The organism is Streptomyces sp. NPDC002676, from assembly GCF_053592455.1.
Genome location: NZ_JBSFVT010000049.1, coordinates 1 through 12,857, shown reverse-complemented (window position 1 = coordinate 12,857; position 12,857 = coordinate 1). Strand labels below are relative to the sequence as shown.

The following is a 12,857-nucleotide window of genomic DNA, read 5'->3' as shown; positions in this document are numbered from 1 at the left end:
CGCCAACTTCGCCCGGACTCGGTTCACTTCATGTGCGTCCACACACTCACCATGCTCCTGAACAGGTCCGGCAGGAAGACCTAACGGAGTCCTACTAAGGGCTTGCAGAGAATCAACGTGTTGCTTCCCGCTCCGGGGCTCGTTGACGTGGTATGCGCATCGAGGACGAGACCCGCGGCCAACTCGCTGTGAAGTTCGCGGTGTTGTTCCCGCATCTGGACGAGCGGCAGCGGCGGCTGCTCATGGGTGCCGAGGCCCGGGTGCTGGGGCATGGTGGTATCCGGGCCGTCGCGCGGGCGGCTGCGGTGAGTGAGACAACGGTCCGCAAGGGCGTGTCCGAGCTGGAGGCCGGAGAGGAGCCGCTGGGCCGGGTGCGGCGGCCGGGAGGAGGCCCCAAGCGGGTCGCGGACCTCGATCCGGGGCTGCGGCCCGCGCTGCTGACGCTGGTCGAGCCGGACGAGCGGGGTGATCCGATGTCGCCGCTGCGGTGGACCGTGAGGTCGACCCGCACCCTCGCGTTACGCCGCCCGCGAGTGCCTGGATGACTCCCGTTTCACCAACCTGGTGTCCGCCAACGAGGTCCAGGTGGCCCGCGACCTCGTCCGCGCGTGCGCGCTGGGGAGCGGTGACCTACCCGCACCACGTTCCGTCCAGCTGCTCCAGGCCCTCTGGCTCAGTGACGAGGTGATTCGCGCGAGCGTGGCGCTTCCCCACCCCGCCGAGGAAGCGGATCAGGGGTGAGACCGGGCCATAGATCGGCAAGACACCGAAGACAATTGGTGTAATCATGCAACGAATCGCCGTGGCGCTGCGCGCGCAGGACCCGATCACGCAGGCCGGGATAACCGGCCAGCTATGCCCCCGCCCCGAAATCAGGGTGACCGAATGGAGCGAGACCTCCCAGCAAGTGCCTCGCGCTCCACTGGTTCGCCGACCATGACCTTCCCGAGAACATCATCGAGTACCCGTGCGCGGGTCTCCGTGCCTACCTCAGCCAGTCGGGTCCCCTCACACTCCACGCCTGGCCATAGGTGCCGGCAACTCCTGAAGCAGCCGGGCCGGGGCTCCTCCGCTCCGGCCCGGCCTTCAACGAGGCGTACCGGCCGGTTGACGTAACGGATATGAGCGCTGCCACGTCTCCCTATTGCTCTGACCGCATACTGACGCAGAGCACTTGTTCCGCAGCTGTCGTATTCCTGAGCGACAAGTCCGTCAACCCCCTCTACGTGGCCCTGGGCCGTGAGAATTCGCCGGCCGAGAGAGGGGCCCTTACGGGATGCTGCTGTGGACGATCGCGTAGCAATTTCCGAGAACTCGCGGCATTCGAAATCGAGGGTTACGGAGAGCAGAAATGTGGGAACGACCACGGTTCCAGCCTGCCCGCGCAGAGTGCGGTGCTCTGGCGACACCAGTCCGAAACGGCCGGGCTTCAGCGCGACAGAGCGCCGGACTGCAACGACCACTACGGCCGCAGCCTTCCGCCCGCAACCCTGCTTGATCGCCCGGCTGGCCCACCCGACCACCAAGACGGCGGCGTCGGCCAGCGCCGTCGCCACGCCCCGGACCTGGTACGCCACTGACGGCCGGCGAGCAACAGGAACAGCGCCCCCGAGGCTGGCTTCGGCCAGAAGGTCCAGGCGGCGATGCCGACCAACCGACGCCAGCATCTGTCCGATGGCCCCCCACGGCCAGGCTCCGGCACGCGTGCGCCGAAACCGGCGCGGTGCGCGGCTCGGCGGTCACCACACGGAGACCTCGCGTGGATTCGCCTCCTGCTCGCCGCTCAGGTTGGACCGGATCAGTCACGCGTGACTTCCCGGGAACGCCTTGGGCTTCTTCGCACCTCGCGACCATGTGGCGATCGCCGCGTCCAGCATCCGGATCAGCTCCTGCCCCTGTAGCGGAAGGTGCTCTCGGGTCTACCGCGCTCTCGGGCAAGTCGACCTCATGGCCCAGCCGCTCGTGCCGTTGACCTGAACGGCTCAGCCCCGCTCGCGTCCGTCCTCCGGTCAATGTGCGCTGACAGACAGGAACGGACGGACCGAGCGGGAGACACCGATGGCGGACGGCGAGGCACGCCCGGATGACGGCGCCGCAGGGTCCGTGGGACCCGAACGCAGCGAACTCCAGGAGCTGCGCGCACGGGTCGCTGCCCTTGAGAGCGAGCGGGCCCGGCCTCCTCGGCATCACGGCAGGTCCTTGCTCGCCGCCGTCATGATCACGCTCGGGTGCCTTCTCGCCCCGCTCGCGGTCGTCGCATCCTGGGCGGCCACCGAGGTCGCGGACACCGACCGCTACGTGGCCACGATGGCGCCCCTCGCCGCGAACCCCGCCGTCCAGGACGCGGTCGCCAACCGGGCGACCGACGCGCTCATGACGCACCTCGACCTGCCCACCCTGCTCTCCGACATCGCCCCCGCAGACCGGCCGCTGCTGGAGAAGGCACTGGGGCGGCTGGGCAACTCCCTCGAAGGGGCCGTGCACAGCTTCGTCCACGACAAGGCGCGCGCCGTCGTGGCGTCCGACGCGTTCCGGACGCTCTGGACCGACACCAACCGCCGGGCGCACAGCGCCGTCGACAAGGCCCTGACAGGCAAGGGTGGCGGAGCGGTGCAGCTGAAGAACGACACCGTCACCCTCGACCTCGCGCCCGTCATCACTCACGTCAAGCAGCACCTGGTCGACGCCGGTATGAAGGCCGCCGGGCGCATCCCGGACATCCACACCGACATCACCCTGGTCAGGTCCGACGAGATCGGCAAGGCCAAGACGTATGTGCGGCTGTTGCAGATCGCGGGCAACTGGCTGCCGGTGCTGAGCGTGGCCCTGATCGCCGCAGGCGTGCTGCTCTCCGTACGGCGGCGACGGGCACTCGTCGCGGGATGCCTGGGCGCCGCCGTCGCCGCAGGTGTGCTCGGCATCGGGCTGCGCGTGTTCCGGGTGATCTATCTGGACGCCCTGCCGGCGGACGTGTCCCAAAACGCGGCGGGCGCGGTCTACGACACGCTGACCCACTTCCTGCACACCATGGCGCGAATGGTCGTCGCCCTCGGTGTCGTCATCGCCCTCGCGGCCTGGCTCACCGGCCCCGGCCGACGCGCCGGACTGCTCCGGCGGCTGTGGACCACCGGCATCGGGGCCGTACGAGGCACCGCGGACCACGCCGGGCTGCACACGGGGCCGGTCGGCCCCTTCGTGCGCCGCCACCGCACCTGGATCACCTGGGCGCTGGTGGTCGTCGCGCTGGTGGTCTACCTCCTGTGGTCCTATCCGACCGGCTGGGTGGTCGTCGGCCTCACCTTGTGCCTGCTGTTCCTGCTGGCGGTACTGGAGTTCCTGGCGGCCGAACCAGCCCCTGGCGAGGCCCGGCCCCCGGCCACGACGACCGCGACACCCGCCTGACCGCCTGCCTGGGCGGTGCCGGCCTAGGGCCTGTCTGATAGGTCGGTAACGAGATGGGTTGCCGATCGTTCAGTGCCATGTGGGGCGGGGTGATCTGACCGATGCTGAATGGGATGGGCTGGAGCCGCACTTGCCGAAGCACGCCGGTCGAGGCGGACGGTGGAAGGACCACCGGCAGGTCATCAATGGGATCTTGTTCCGCATACGGACCGGCATCCCTTGACGGGACCTTCCAATGAGGTTCGGCAGCTGGCAGACCTGTTACGACCGACATCGCCGCTGGTCAGCGGACGGCACATGGGAGAGGATCTTCCGGAGCATCCAGGCCGACGCCGACGCGGGAGGCCGCATCGACCGGTCCATGGTGAGTGTGGACTCCACCGTGTGCCGCGCTCACCAGCACGCGGCCGGCGCACGCAAGCAGGCGCCACGAAAGGCCGGCAAGCGCATCCGGACAGCCCAGCACCGTCCAGACGAAGCCCTCGGCCCTTCGCGAGGCGGGCTGACGACGAAAATCCATCTGGCCGGTGAGGGCGGGCTGCGGCCGTTGGCCCTGCTGGTCACGCCAGGGCAGTGGGGCGATTGCCCGCAGATGATCCCGGTCCTGGAACGCATTCGCGTGCCCAGGCCGGCGCGCGGCCATCCCCGCACCCGGCCCGAGCACCTCAGCGGCGACAAAGCCTACTCATCACGCCGCAACCGCCGGTACCTGCGGCGTCGACAGATCAAGCACACCATCCCCGAACGCCGTGACCAGCAAGCCCACCGCCAACGCCGTGGCAGCCACGGCGGCAGGCCCGCCGGCTATGACCCAGCGCGCTACGCCCGCAGAAACGAAGTCGAGCGGCTGATCAACCGGTTGAAGATCAACCGGGCCGTGGCAACACGCTTCGACGAGAGGGCATACGTCTTTCACGGCACCGTGACCGTTGCTGCCGTACGCCTCTGGCTCCGTCCGTGACTCCCGAAGTCTCCGGTGGCTGCGTTTCGAACTGCTCAGAAAGACGCCGTCGCCACCCGGATTTAGGACAGCCGGTGTCCGCCATCGTGCCTAGCCTGGCGTCCAACACCGCAGGGCAAGCGCGAAATGAGAGTGGCCATGGCAGAGATCGTTCTGGTTCCCGGGTTCTGGCTCGGAGCGTGGGCATGGGAAGAAGTGACACCGGAGCTGAGGGCAGCGGGACATGACGTCTACCCACTCACGCTGACCGGCCTGGGCGACCGGGCAGCCGAGGCCACCCCTGATGTGGACGTCTACACACACGTAGATGACATCATCCGTCTCATCGACGACAACGATCTGAGGGATGTAGTGCTGGTCGGGCACAGCGGAGCAAACCTGCCGGTTACGGGTGCCGCAGACCGGATCCCGGAGCGGATCGCACGGATCGTATATGTGGACGCCGGTCCATTGCCCGGCGGCATGGCTGTGATCGACTTCAATATGCCCCAGACGCAGGAGGAGTGGCGCAAGCAGGTCGCGGAACAAGGGGACGGCTGGCAGCTGCCAGTACCGCCGTTCGACCCGGCAGCGGACCCGGACAACTTGGCAGGAATCACCAACGAACAACTCGCGCGCATAGTCAAGTTGGCCACACCTCAGCCATTCGCGACCGCCACTCGCCCTCTGAACCGGCCTACAGTGCCGCCGGACGCGCACTGCTCGGTGATCGCCTCAACGTTTACTCCCGAACAGGTGCGCATGCTGGCCGACACCGGCAACCCAGTCTTCGAACCGATGGCCGCAATGGACCTGTGCCACCTGCCAACCGGGCACTGGCCGATGTTCTCCCGGCCGATCGAACTGGCATCGCTGCTGGACGAGATCGCTCGCTGACCAGGGCTACGCTCGCCAGGAGCTCGCCTTGAGCCTTCCGAGCAGCCGCGCGACGCAAGGACCACCAGGCCGTCCGCACGACCCACCGGACACTGCCTAGTGCTGTGACCGGGATGGTCCACCGTGATCGGAAGGCGGCTCGCGGGACGAGCGCACGCGCAACGGCTGGTATTACTGGGGCATGCAGGAAGAGACGGCACGCTCCGCGATCGACACATTCATCTCCGCGTTTAACGCCTCGGACGACAACTATGTGACTGCCCTGCTCTCCCAGGCCCTGACCTCAGACGTGGTCTTCTGGGGGCCGTTGGGTCGCAGCGAAGGAATCGCGGCGGTCGAGCGGTTCGTGCTGGACATCCGGCGCCACCCGGCGGGGACCGGCACGATGGTGCGCTGCTCAGCGGTGGACATGCCTGACGAGTGGGCCCGGTACCAGTGGGTCTTCACCACGCCGGATGGAGGCCCCCGCCTGGCGGGAACGGACGTCGTCCATCTGCGGCGGAGCCTCATCGACCAGGTCATCGTCTTTGCGGGGGAGATCGAGCCGTCCGCCTCCTGAGTCGTCCTTCTGTCGCTGTCCTTCTCGTGAACTTGTCCCTTTCGGCACTCCGGGGCTGCGGTTCGCGGTCGGTCAGGCTGCGGCGTTGAGGGGGCGTCCGCCCCAGCGGATGCCCTTCTCGCTGCGGATGCGGGCGCGTTCCTTGCGTTGGGCGGCAAGTACGTCGGGTGGCGGGCGTTGGCGTTGCGCCGGCGCAGGTAGCGGTGCAGTGCCTGGGTTTCCGTGGGGTGGCTGCGGTGGTGGGAGTTGGCCAGGGTGAACTGCCGCAGCGGGCCGAAGTGGGCCTCGATCGGGTTGGCCCAGGATGCGTAGGTCGGGGTGAAGCACAGCTCGACCTTGTTCTTCTTCGCCCAGCGGCGGATGCTGGCGCCGGTGTGGGCGGAGAGGTTGTCCAGGATGATGTAGATCGGGGCGCCGTCGGGTCGGGCGGCGCCGATCGACTTCAGCGCGGCCAGGGTGTTGGCGGTGCCCTTGCGGCGGCGGTTGACGCCCCACAGGCGGTCGTCGCCCACGGAGCAGCAGCCGTGGAAGTAGGTGACGCCGTGGGTGCGGCGGTAGGTCGCCGGCAGCCGCTTTGGCTTGCCCTGCTTCGCCCAGCAGGAGCCCGCGGTGGGCCGGATCCCCAACGGCCCGAACTCGTCGAAGGCGAAGACCCGGTCCGGGAAGCGACCCAGAACCTGTCCCTTCGCCGTCCTTCCTCCAGCCACCACGGCTTCTCTGCAGCGGCAGGAGCTGCCGAGCGAGAGTGGCGTCACCAGTAGTGGCGGCGGCCACCGATAGCGTGACCGAGCAGGCCCAGAATCCACAGGATGAGGCCGATGGCCACAAGAACGATCCCGATCGTCCACAGGATGCCCAATCTGGTGAGCAGTCCGACGATCAGTAGGATGATCCCGAGGATGATCATTTTGACCTCCAGAGAGGCCCGCACGCGGGGAACGCTTGTGGGAGATGGGCGGGTGAACGCGTCACCGGCCCAGGGACTTCTTGAGCTCTTGCTTGTTCATCGAGGAGCGGCCGTGGATGTTGCGGCGCTGCGCCTCGGCATAGAGCTGGTCGTACGTCGAGCCCTCTGACCCCGAGTGGGACCGCTGGCCGCCGCGCTTGGACGACGACTTGTCCTGTACGGACGACTTACTGGCAGTCTTCGACTCCCCGGAGCGAGCGCGTTCCTTGTTCACCGTTCGCGATGCGATCTCCTTCGCACGCTTGGTGCTTTCGCCGCGTGCTTCAGCGCTTTCCTTGATGTGCTCGTACTGACGCTCTCGCTTCGGGCTCGATCCGCGGGGCATGACGACTCCTTTCCGTGGATCGTTCTTGCTGCTTTTCCTTTCCTCGTCCTTTCGCATTCTTCCTTCACGGTGTCCGACTACCCAGGCCGGCGCGGCGCATACGGCTTCCCTCCAAACAGCGGACAGCGAGGCGTGGTGGCGTCGGCTGCCCGGTAGCCGACGGTAGCGTCGCCATGAAGGAGGACGATGGCCGAAGCCACGGAACACAGCCGCGAGGCTCGCGCACCGCATGGGGCGGCATCGCCGCTGGGTCGGACGCTGCTGAACTGGGCCGCGACGACCGATCACAAGGTGATCGGCCGACTGTACATGGTGACGGCGTTCTGCTTCTCCTCCTGGACGGCCTGCCGGCCCTCATGATGCGCGCGGAACTCGCCCGGCCTGGACTGCAGTTCGTGAGTGAGAGCGGCTACAACCAGCTCTTCACCATCCACGGCACGATCATGATGTTGCTGTTCGCGACGCCGATGTTCGCCGGCTTCACGAATGCCGTGATGCCGCTGCAGTTCGGTGCCCCGGACGTGGCCTTCCCTCGGCTGAACACCCTGTCGTACCGGATGTACCTGTTCGGCGGCCTGATGAAGGCCGTGGACATGGGCAGGCCCTGCAAACGGCACGTACCCGCCGCCGTAGATCACCTCGTGCATGTCCGGCTGGAAGAACAGCGTCAGCCACACACCGGTCAGGACGAGGACGATCATGCTGTAGAGAGCCAGCTCCCCGAGGAGGAAGGACCAGTGGTCGGGGAACGCCTTGCGCAACAGCGCGCCGCCGCCGTCGTACACCGGAGGCCGCTCGACCACCGCGTCGGCGACCCGCTCCGCGGCCACCCTCCGTCGGGGCGCCGTCAAAGTGTGTCCGTGCCGTGCCCGACGGCCGAGCCACACCCCTCACGCTTCACAGAACGCCTCCTTCCGCCGCCGTACGGACCCGTTCTCGTCATCCCTTGCCCAGCAGCGGGTGCGTCGGCTGCCCCTGCGCCGCGAAACCCCCTGCTCAGCTCGGTCCGTCGTCCGCCGAGGCATTCGCGCGACTGCGTGGCATGCTCAGAGGGTGGAGAGCGATCCCGCGCTCCAGGGCGACGGTGCAACACCTGAGGTACTGGCCTTGGCCAAGGTCGTCACCAGGCTGCGCGCCGAGGTCGCGGAGCTGACAGACGTGGCGGCAATGACGGCAGTCGTGGAACGCGCCAAAGGCGTCGTCATAGCCCTGGAAGGCGTGTCGTCGGACGCTGCGTACGAGCGTCTGCGCACACGTGCCGAGCACGGCGGGCACACCCTGTTGGAGGAGTGCTGGATCACCCTGGGCGGCATCGGCCCGGGCCCCGCCCATTCACCGACGCAGACCGCAATCGACCCGCCGACCGGCACAACCCCGGAGACCGAGCTCTCGCCGTTCACTGCCGGTAGGCACCTGGCCGGTAGGACGGCGCTCGGCACCAGCCGAACGAACGTGCTGGCCGAAATCGCCGAGTCCCTCGCCGGCGCCCGCACACCCGACGACGTGGCGGAACTGCTCCTGAGGGCGCTCGGCGACGTCGAGCACGTGGCCGCCATCGTGATCTACACCAGGGCGGCCACCGGAAGCCTGGAGCTCGTGGGGCACTCCGGGATCGACGACGTCATGGCCGAGCAGTGGAGCCACATCCCACCGCTCGCCGGGGTCGCGGCCCTGGCCGCGGTCGCCGATGGAGAGGCGCTGTGGCTGGAGAATCCGGAGCAGGACGCCTCGCGCTACCTGCTCATCGTCGACCCGGCCGAGCTGTGGCCGACCCGCGCCTGGCTCCCCGTACCGGGAAAGCGGCCGGCAAGGGCCGTCGTCGGGCTCTTCCGGACCTGCCGCGCCCCGTTCGACACGAGAACGCGGACCCTGCTGCGCCGGGCCGTGAGGCTGTGCGCCGAACCCCTCAACGCGAGCCGGGGTCGGCGTTCACACGCTGTCGACCTGGTCAACCCGGTCGACGAGGTCCACGCGGCCGAGGTCCAGCGGATCTTCGACGCCCTGACCGGACCCGCGGTCCTGCTGACCCCGCTGCGGGATCCGACCGGTGTGGTGGAGGACTTCCGCATCGACGCGGCGGCACCTGAATCGGTCGACGTGGCCGGACGCCGGGGTAAGGAACTGGTGGGCCGAAGGGTCCTGAAGACGTATCCGACCATGGCGGGCACCCCCGTCTGGAGCGGGTACCTGACAGCCCTGCTGACGGGCTCCGCCTACGAAAGCGGACCGTTCAGATACTGGGAGGTTCTCGCCGGTGTCCCGCGCGAGTCCACCTATTCGGTGCGGGCGTCCCGGCTGGGGGACCGCCTGGTGGTGTCCTGGACCTGCCAGGACACCAACGAAAGGGAGGCCCGCCGCCTCGCCGACATGCAGCGACTGGGCAATCTCGGCTGGGTGAGCTGGAATCTGATGACGGGCCACATCACCTGGTCGGATCAGGTCTATACCATTTTCGGCCGCGCCCCCGCCCTCGGCCCCATCACCCTGGACGCACTGCCCGAACACGTGGTGCCGGACGATCGGCCTGGCCTGGGCGAGGCCGTACGAAGGCTGCTCGACGACGGCATATCCATCGACGAGCCTTTCCGTATCACCGTTGCGAACGGGGTACGGCACCTGCGCATCGTCGCGGAGGCGCAGGCGGACGCGGACGGCGCCGCCGTCGAAGTACATGGCTTCCTCCAGGACCTCACGGCGCTGCGCGATGCCGAGATCGCCCTGGGGGAGAGCGAACGCGCCGTCCTCGTGCAGCGAGGCATGCTTCAGGCCGAACGCGTGCTGGCCGACCGGCTCCGGGAAACCCTGCTGCCGATCCCCGAGCAGTCGCTGGAACTGGCCGACGTGTGCGTGAACGTCGCCTACGTCGCCGCCGACAGAGGGGTGAACGTCGGAGGCGACTGGTACAGCGCCATCGAACTTCCCGACGGGAGCGCTCTGTTCGTCGTCGGCGACGTCGCCGGCCACAGCCTCGCCGCGGTCGGCGCCATGGCCGAGCTGAGGTTCACCGCGAAGGGCATGGCCATCACGGGATCACCGCTGCCCGACGTCCTCCAGCGTCTGAACACCCTCGTACTCCACACGGCCAAGAACGAGTACAGCTCCACCGCCACCGTGGTCATGGCCTACTACAGCCCCCCGAAGCGCCGTCTGACCTGGGTCAGGGCGGGCCATCTGCCGCCCTTGCTGATCCGCGGCGGTGAGGCGACGTTCCTCCCGCAGCCCGAGGGCATCATCCTCGGAGCCGCTCGTGAGCCCTCGTACGGGCAGTCGGTGCTCGACCTGCTGCCCGAAGACCATCTCCTGCTCTACACGGACGGCCTCGTGGAGGAACCGGGCGAGAAGATTGAGGACGGCCTGGAACGGTTTGCCGAGACCACGCTCCGGCTCTTGCGCGAGGGCCGTGGCGACACCCTCGCCACGGCCCTGGCCGCGACGCGGCCGCACCGCCGCGACGACATCTGTGTTCTGGACATCCACCTGCCGCGACGCGCGGATCCGCGTTCCTGTGCCGATCAGTGAGGTCGGCGATCCGGCGGGTGGTGCGACGCTTTCACCGCCGACGTGAGCGACAACACCGGACTCGGCCACCCATGGCGTGCCTTGCTCTCGATCCGCGCGACGCCCGTCACATGTTCTTGCGGGCCCGTCCCTTCATCTGCTCCCCCTTCCCCTTGATTTCCTCGGCCGTCCCGCGCACCGTCTGGCCCGCCTCACCGGCCCTCTGCCGGGCCTTTCCCGCGATGCGGTCTCCCACGCCCTTGCCGCGCAGTTCCTCGTCACCGGTGGCACGTCCGGCTGCTTCCTCGACCTTGCCCTTCATTTCCTGAGCCTTGCCCCGGATCTTCTTTCCCTGGTCAGACATCTGGATCAGCCCCTTGTCAGAGGATTCCGGCTTTCCCAGGCCATCCGATTACCTCAGTCGGTACGCCTCAAACCCAGACTGACGCCGACTTCTCACACGACGACATCAGCCACACATCCTGCTCTGTCGACTACTCACCGTCGGGCAGTCGGCGAACTGCACTGCAGCCCCGATCCGGCCGGTCCGGAATTCCGCATGTCTGCGGGCCGCAGCCGTCGGCGAGGGGCCTAGAAATTCTTTTCTGCCGGGATTTCTGTGTACCCAGCGGACACGGGTACTCGCCACGGGATCGGTCAGTGTCAGGTGCTGTGCCTGAGGCTGATGACGGAAACAGAGGAAGAAGGTGAACGATCACGAGCGACCGTGAGCGGGAAGAGGCACGTCCCCCCTCGCGGAAGGCGACGGCGGCCCCGGAGCGGGCGTCGGCGACCGAGGCCATGCGGGGTGCGGCCCAGCAGCTGGCCGAGCTGCTGGGGCGGGCTCCAGAGTCCGTTTCCGCGCTGAAACCGACCGATGACGGTTGGGAGGCCGAGGTCGAGGTCGTGGAGCTGGAGCGCGTCCCCGACACGAGACATCGGCATGACGCTGCTGACCGCGTGGATCGCCAAGGAGAAGCCGCGTTACCTGCTCGCACGTGCCCGCACCACCGACCTGCACCGAACCGGCCACCTGCGCTGGAAGTTCCTCACCTGGTGCGCCGACTGCGACATCCCCGAAGTCCGCACCCTCGCGCGCACCATCGACCGCTGGTGGCCCGAGATCCAAGCGTTCATCGCCACCGGCCACAGCAACGCCAAGAGCGAAGGCATCAACCGCGTGATCAAGCTCGCCGCGCGAGCCGCCCACGGCTTCCGCAACCCCACCAACCGACGCCTACGCACACGCTGCGTCACCACCCGCCGGGCCCGAGGCCACCTCCACCCCGCCTAAATTCGAAGGTCCGCAAACCTTGCCGCCGGAATTTGTCGTTCGAGGCCCGGCGGAAAGGTATGCGTTTGAGAATCGCTCCGGCGTTCGTCTCTATGCGTGGACGGAGTGCACCGTCGTGTCGCGCGTATTGCGGCTAGATGTTTGATCCGCCGCCGGAGGTATTGTTCCACCAGGCGCTGTAGGAGTTCAGCGAGTACCGCTTCTGCACGCCGCTGGTCGAGGTGATCTCGATGCCGTACTGCATCGTGTCGAAGGTGGTGTTGCGCAGGAGGTTCTGCGACGCGGCCCATCGCCAGACCGCCGAGGCGTCGATGGTGCCGGTGTTGGTCTGCTGGGCGAGGATGAGCTGCAGGACGTTCCAGCCGGGATTGGCCTGCCAGACCGACGCGTACAGGACGCCGCCGATGGTCACGTTGGAAGCGATCTGCCTTCCCCAGCCGCCTGCCGTCCCGGACCAGCTGGTGAAGACCATGATCTCGTCCTGGTTGCCGGTCGACCAGAAGTCGCTCGTCCAGTCCCAGTAGTCACTACCGGAGACGGGAGCCGACGACGTGTTGTACCAGAAGCCCGCCGAGTTCAACTGCGACAACGGCATCTGGGGTCGGACCGCCGTGTTCGGGTAGGACTTGATCCCGCCGCCGGAGTGGTTGGCGTCGACGTACCAGGACTTGATGCTGTTGACGGTCAGGCACTGTGGGCCATGGTTTTGGCCCCAGATGTTGTTGTAGATCGTCCAGGTGCCCCGGGTGTACTGACCCCACTGGTCGCAGGTGGAGTAGACCTGGGCTTGCGCCGGAGACGCGATGCTCAGGAACCCGGCGATCACGGCGGCTATCAGGGCCAGCCGACCGAACCCGACCGACTTGCTGCTGATGGATTTAGAGATCGTCTCAACTGGCTTGATTACTAGGGCCTGTCCGACGGGTCAGGCCCTGGTGCCTGTCCAAGAGGGTTTCGGGCTTGCGCTTTCCGTTG

General features: G+C 67.7%; 10 protein-coding genes and 5 pseudogenes. 10 read left to right on the top strand and 5 right to left on the bottom strand.

What is annotated here, in order from left to right; genetic code table 11:
• Positions 1 to 152 precede the first annotated feature (152 nt).
• From ACWD3E_RS42665 to ACWD3E_RS42640, 6 genes and pseudogenes are all read left to right on the top strand, one after another.
• Positions 153 to 518 (top strand): annotated as a pseudogene (locus ACWD3E_RS42665) (ISAzo13 family transposase); the annotation flags it as partial.
• A 46-nt stretch (positions 519 to 564) separates the two neighbouring features.
• Positions 565 to 741 carry a hypothetical protein gene (locus ACWD3E_RS42660; RefSeq protein ID WP_451392846.1) on the top strand — a complete coding sequence of 59 codons (177 nt, stop codon included), beginning with the start codon at positions 565 to 567 and terminating at the stop codon, positions 739 to 741.
• Positions 742 to 2,058: 1,317 nt separating this feature from the next.
• On the top strand, positions 2,059 to 3,402 hold the full coding sequence (locus tag ACWD3E_RS42655; protein ID WP_451392845.1) for a hypothetical protein: 1,344 nt from the start codon (positions 2,059 to 2,061) through the stop codon (positions 3,400 to 3,402).
• A 79-nt stretch (positions 3,403 to 3,481) separates the two neighbouring features.
• Positions 3,482 to 4,363: pseudogene (locus ACWD3E_RS42650) on the top strand (IS5 family transposase).
• Between the two features lie 138 nt (positions 4,364 to 4,501).
• Entirely contained in the window at positions 4,502 to 5,239 is a 738-nt protein-coding gene (locus ACWD3E_RS42645; RefSeq protein ID WP_451392844.1) for an alpha/beta fold hydrolase, read from the top strand.
• A 181-nt stretch (positions 5,240 to 5,420) separates the two neighbouring features.
• On the top strand, positions 5,421 to 5,798 hold the full coding sequence (locus tag ACWD3E_RS42640) for a nuclear transport factor 2 family protein (protein WP_266992928.1): 378 nt from the start codon (positions 5,421 to 5,423) through the stop codon (positions 5,796 to 5,798).
• Positions 5,799 to 5,870: 72 nt separating this feature from the next.
• Here ACWD3E_RS42640 and ACWD3E_RS42635 read toward each other — a convergent pair.
• The 3 genes and pseudogenes from ACWD3E_RS42635 to ACWD3E_RS42625 all read right to left on the bottom strand — a co-directional run.
• Positions 5,871 to 6,478 (bottom strand): annotated as a pseudogene (locus ACWD3E_RS42635) (transposase); the annotation flags it as partial.
• A gap of 71 nt (positions 6,479 to 6,549) precedes the next feature.
• Positions 6,550 to 6,705: a DUF6131 family protein gene (locus tag ACWD3E_RS42630; protein WP_451392843.1), complete on the bottom strand. Its 156-nt coding sequence runs from the start codon at positions 6,703 to 6,705 to the stop codon at positions 6,550 to 6,552.
• Between the two features lie 61 nt (positions 6,706 to 6,766).
• Complete coding sequence (locus tag ACWD3E_RS42625; RefSeq protein ID WP_451392842.1) at positions 6,767 to 7,090, bottom strand: plasmid stabilization protein; 324 nt, start codon at positions 7,088 to 7,090, stop codon at positions 6,767 to 6,769.
• A 186-nt stretch (positions 7,091 to 7,276) separates the two neighbouring features.
• Between ACWD3E_RS42625 and ACWD3E_RS42620 the strand changes: the two are divergent.
• Positions 7,277 to 7,671, top strand: a pseudogene (locus tag ACWD3E_RS42620) (cbb3-type cytochrome c oxidase subunit I); the annotation flags it as partial.
• A 472-nt stretch (positions 7,672 to 8,143) separates the two neighbouring features.
• Positions 8,144 to 10,609, top strand: coding sequence for a SpoIIE family protein phosphatase (locus tag ACWD3E_RS42615; RefSeq protein WP_451392841.1), 2,466 nt, complete (start codon positions 8,144 to 8,146; stop codon positions 10,607 to 10,609).
• 106 nt (positions 10,610 to 10,715) lie between these two features.
• Here the strand turns inward: ACWD3E_RS42615 and ACWD3E_RS42610 are convergent, their stop codons facing one another.
• Complete coding sequence (locus ACWD3E_RS42610) at positions 10,716 to 10,952, bottom strand: CsbD family protein (RefSeq protein WP_451392840.1); 237 nt, start codon at positions 10,950 to 10,952, stop codon at positions 10,716 to 10,718.
• A gap of 350 nt (positions 10,953 to 11,302) precedes the next feature.
• On the opposite strand from ACWD3E_RS42610, the pseudogene gvpO reads away from it, so the two are divergent.
• Positions 11,303 to 11,512: pseudogene (gvpO, locus tag ACWD3E_RS42605) on the top strand (gas vesicle protein GvpO); the annotation flags it as partial.
• A gap of 19 nt (positions 11,513 to 11,531) precedes the next feature.
• Positions 11,532 to 11,882, top strand: coding sequence for a transposase (locus tag ACWD3E_RS42600; protein WP_451392839.1), 351 nt, complete (start codon positions 11,532 to 11,534; stop codon positions 11,880 to 11,882).
• A 133-nt stretch (positions 11,883 to 12,015) separates the two neighbouring features.
• Here ACWD3E_RS42600 and ACWD3E_RS42595 read toward each other — a convergent pair whose 3' ends face one another.
• On the bottom strand, positions 12,016 to 12,708 hold the full coding sequence (locus ACWD3E_RS42595; RefSeq protein ID WP_451392838.1) for a hypothetical protein: 693 nt from the start codon (positions 12,706 to 12,708) through the stop codon (positions 12,016 to 12,018).
• Between the last annotated feature and the right edge of the window lie 149 nt (positions 12,709 to 12,857).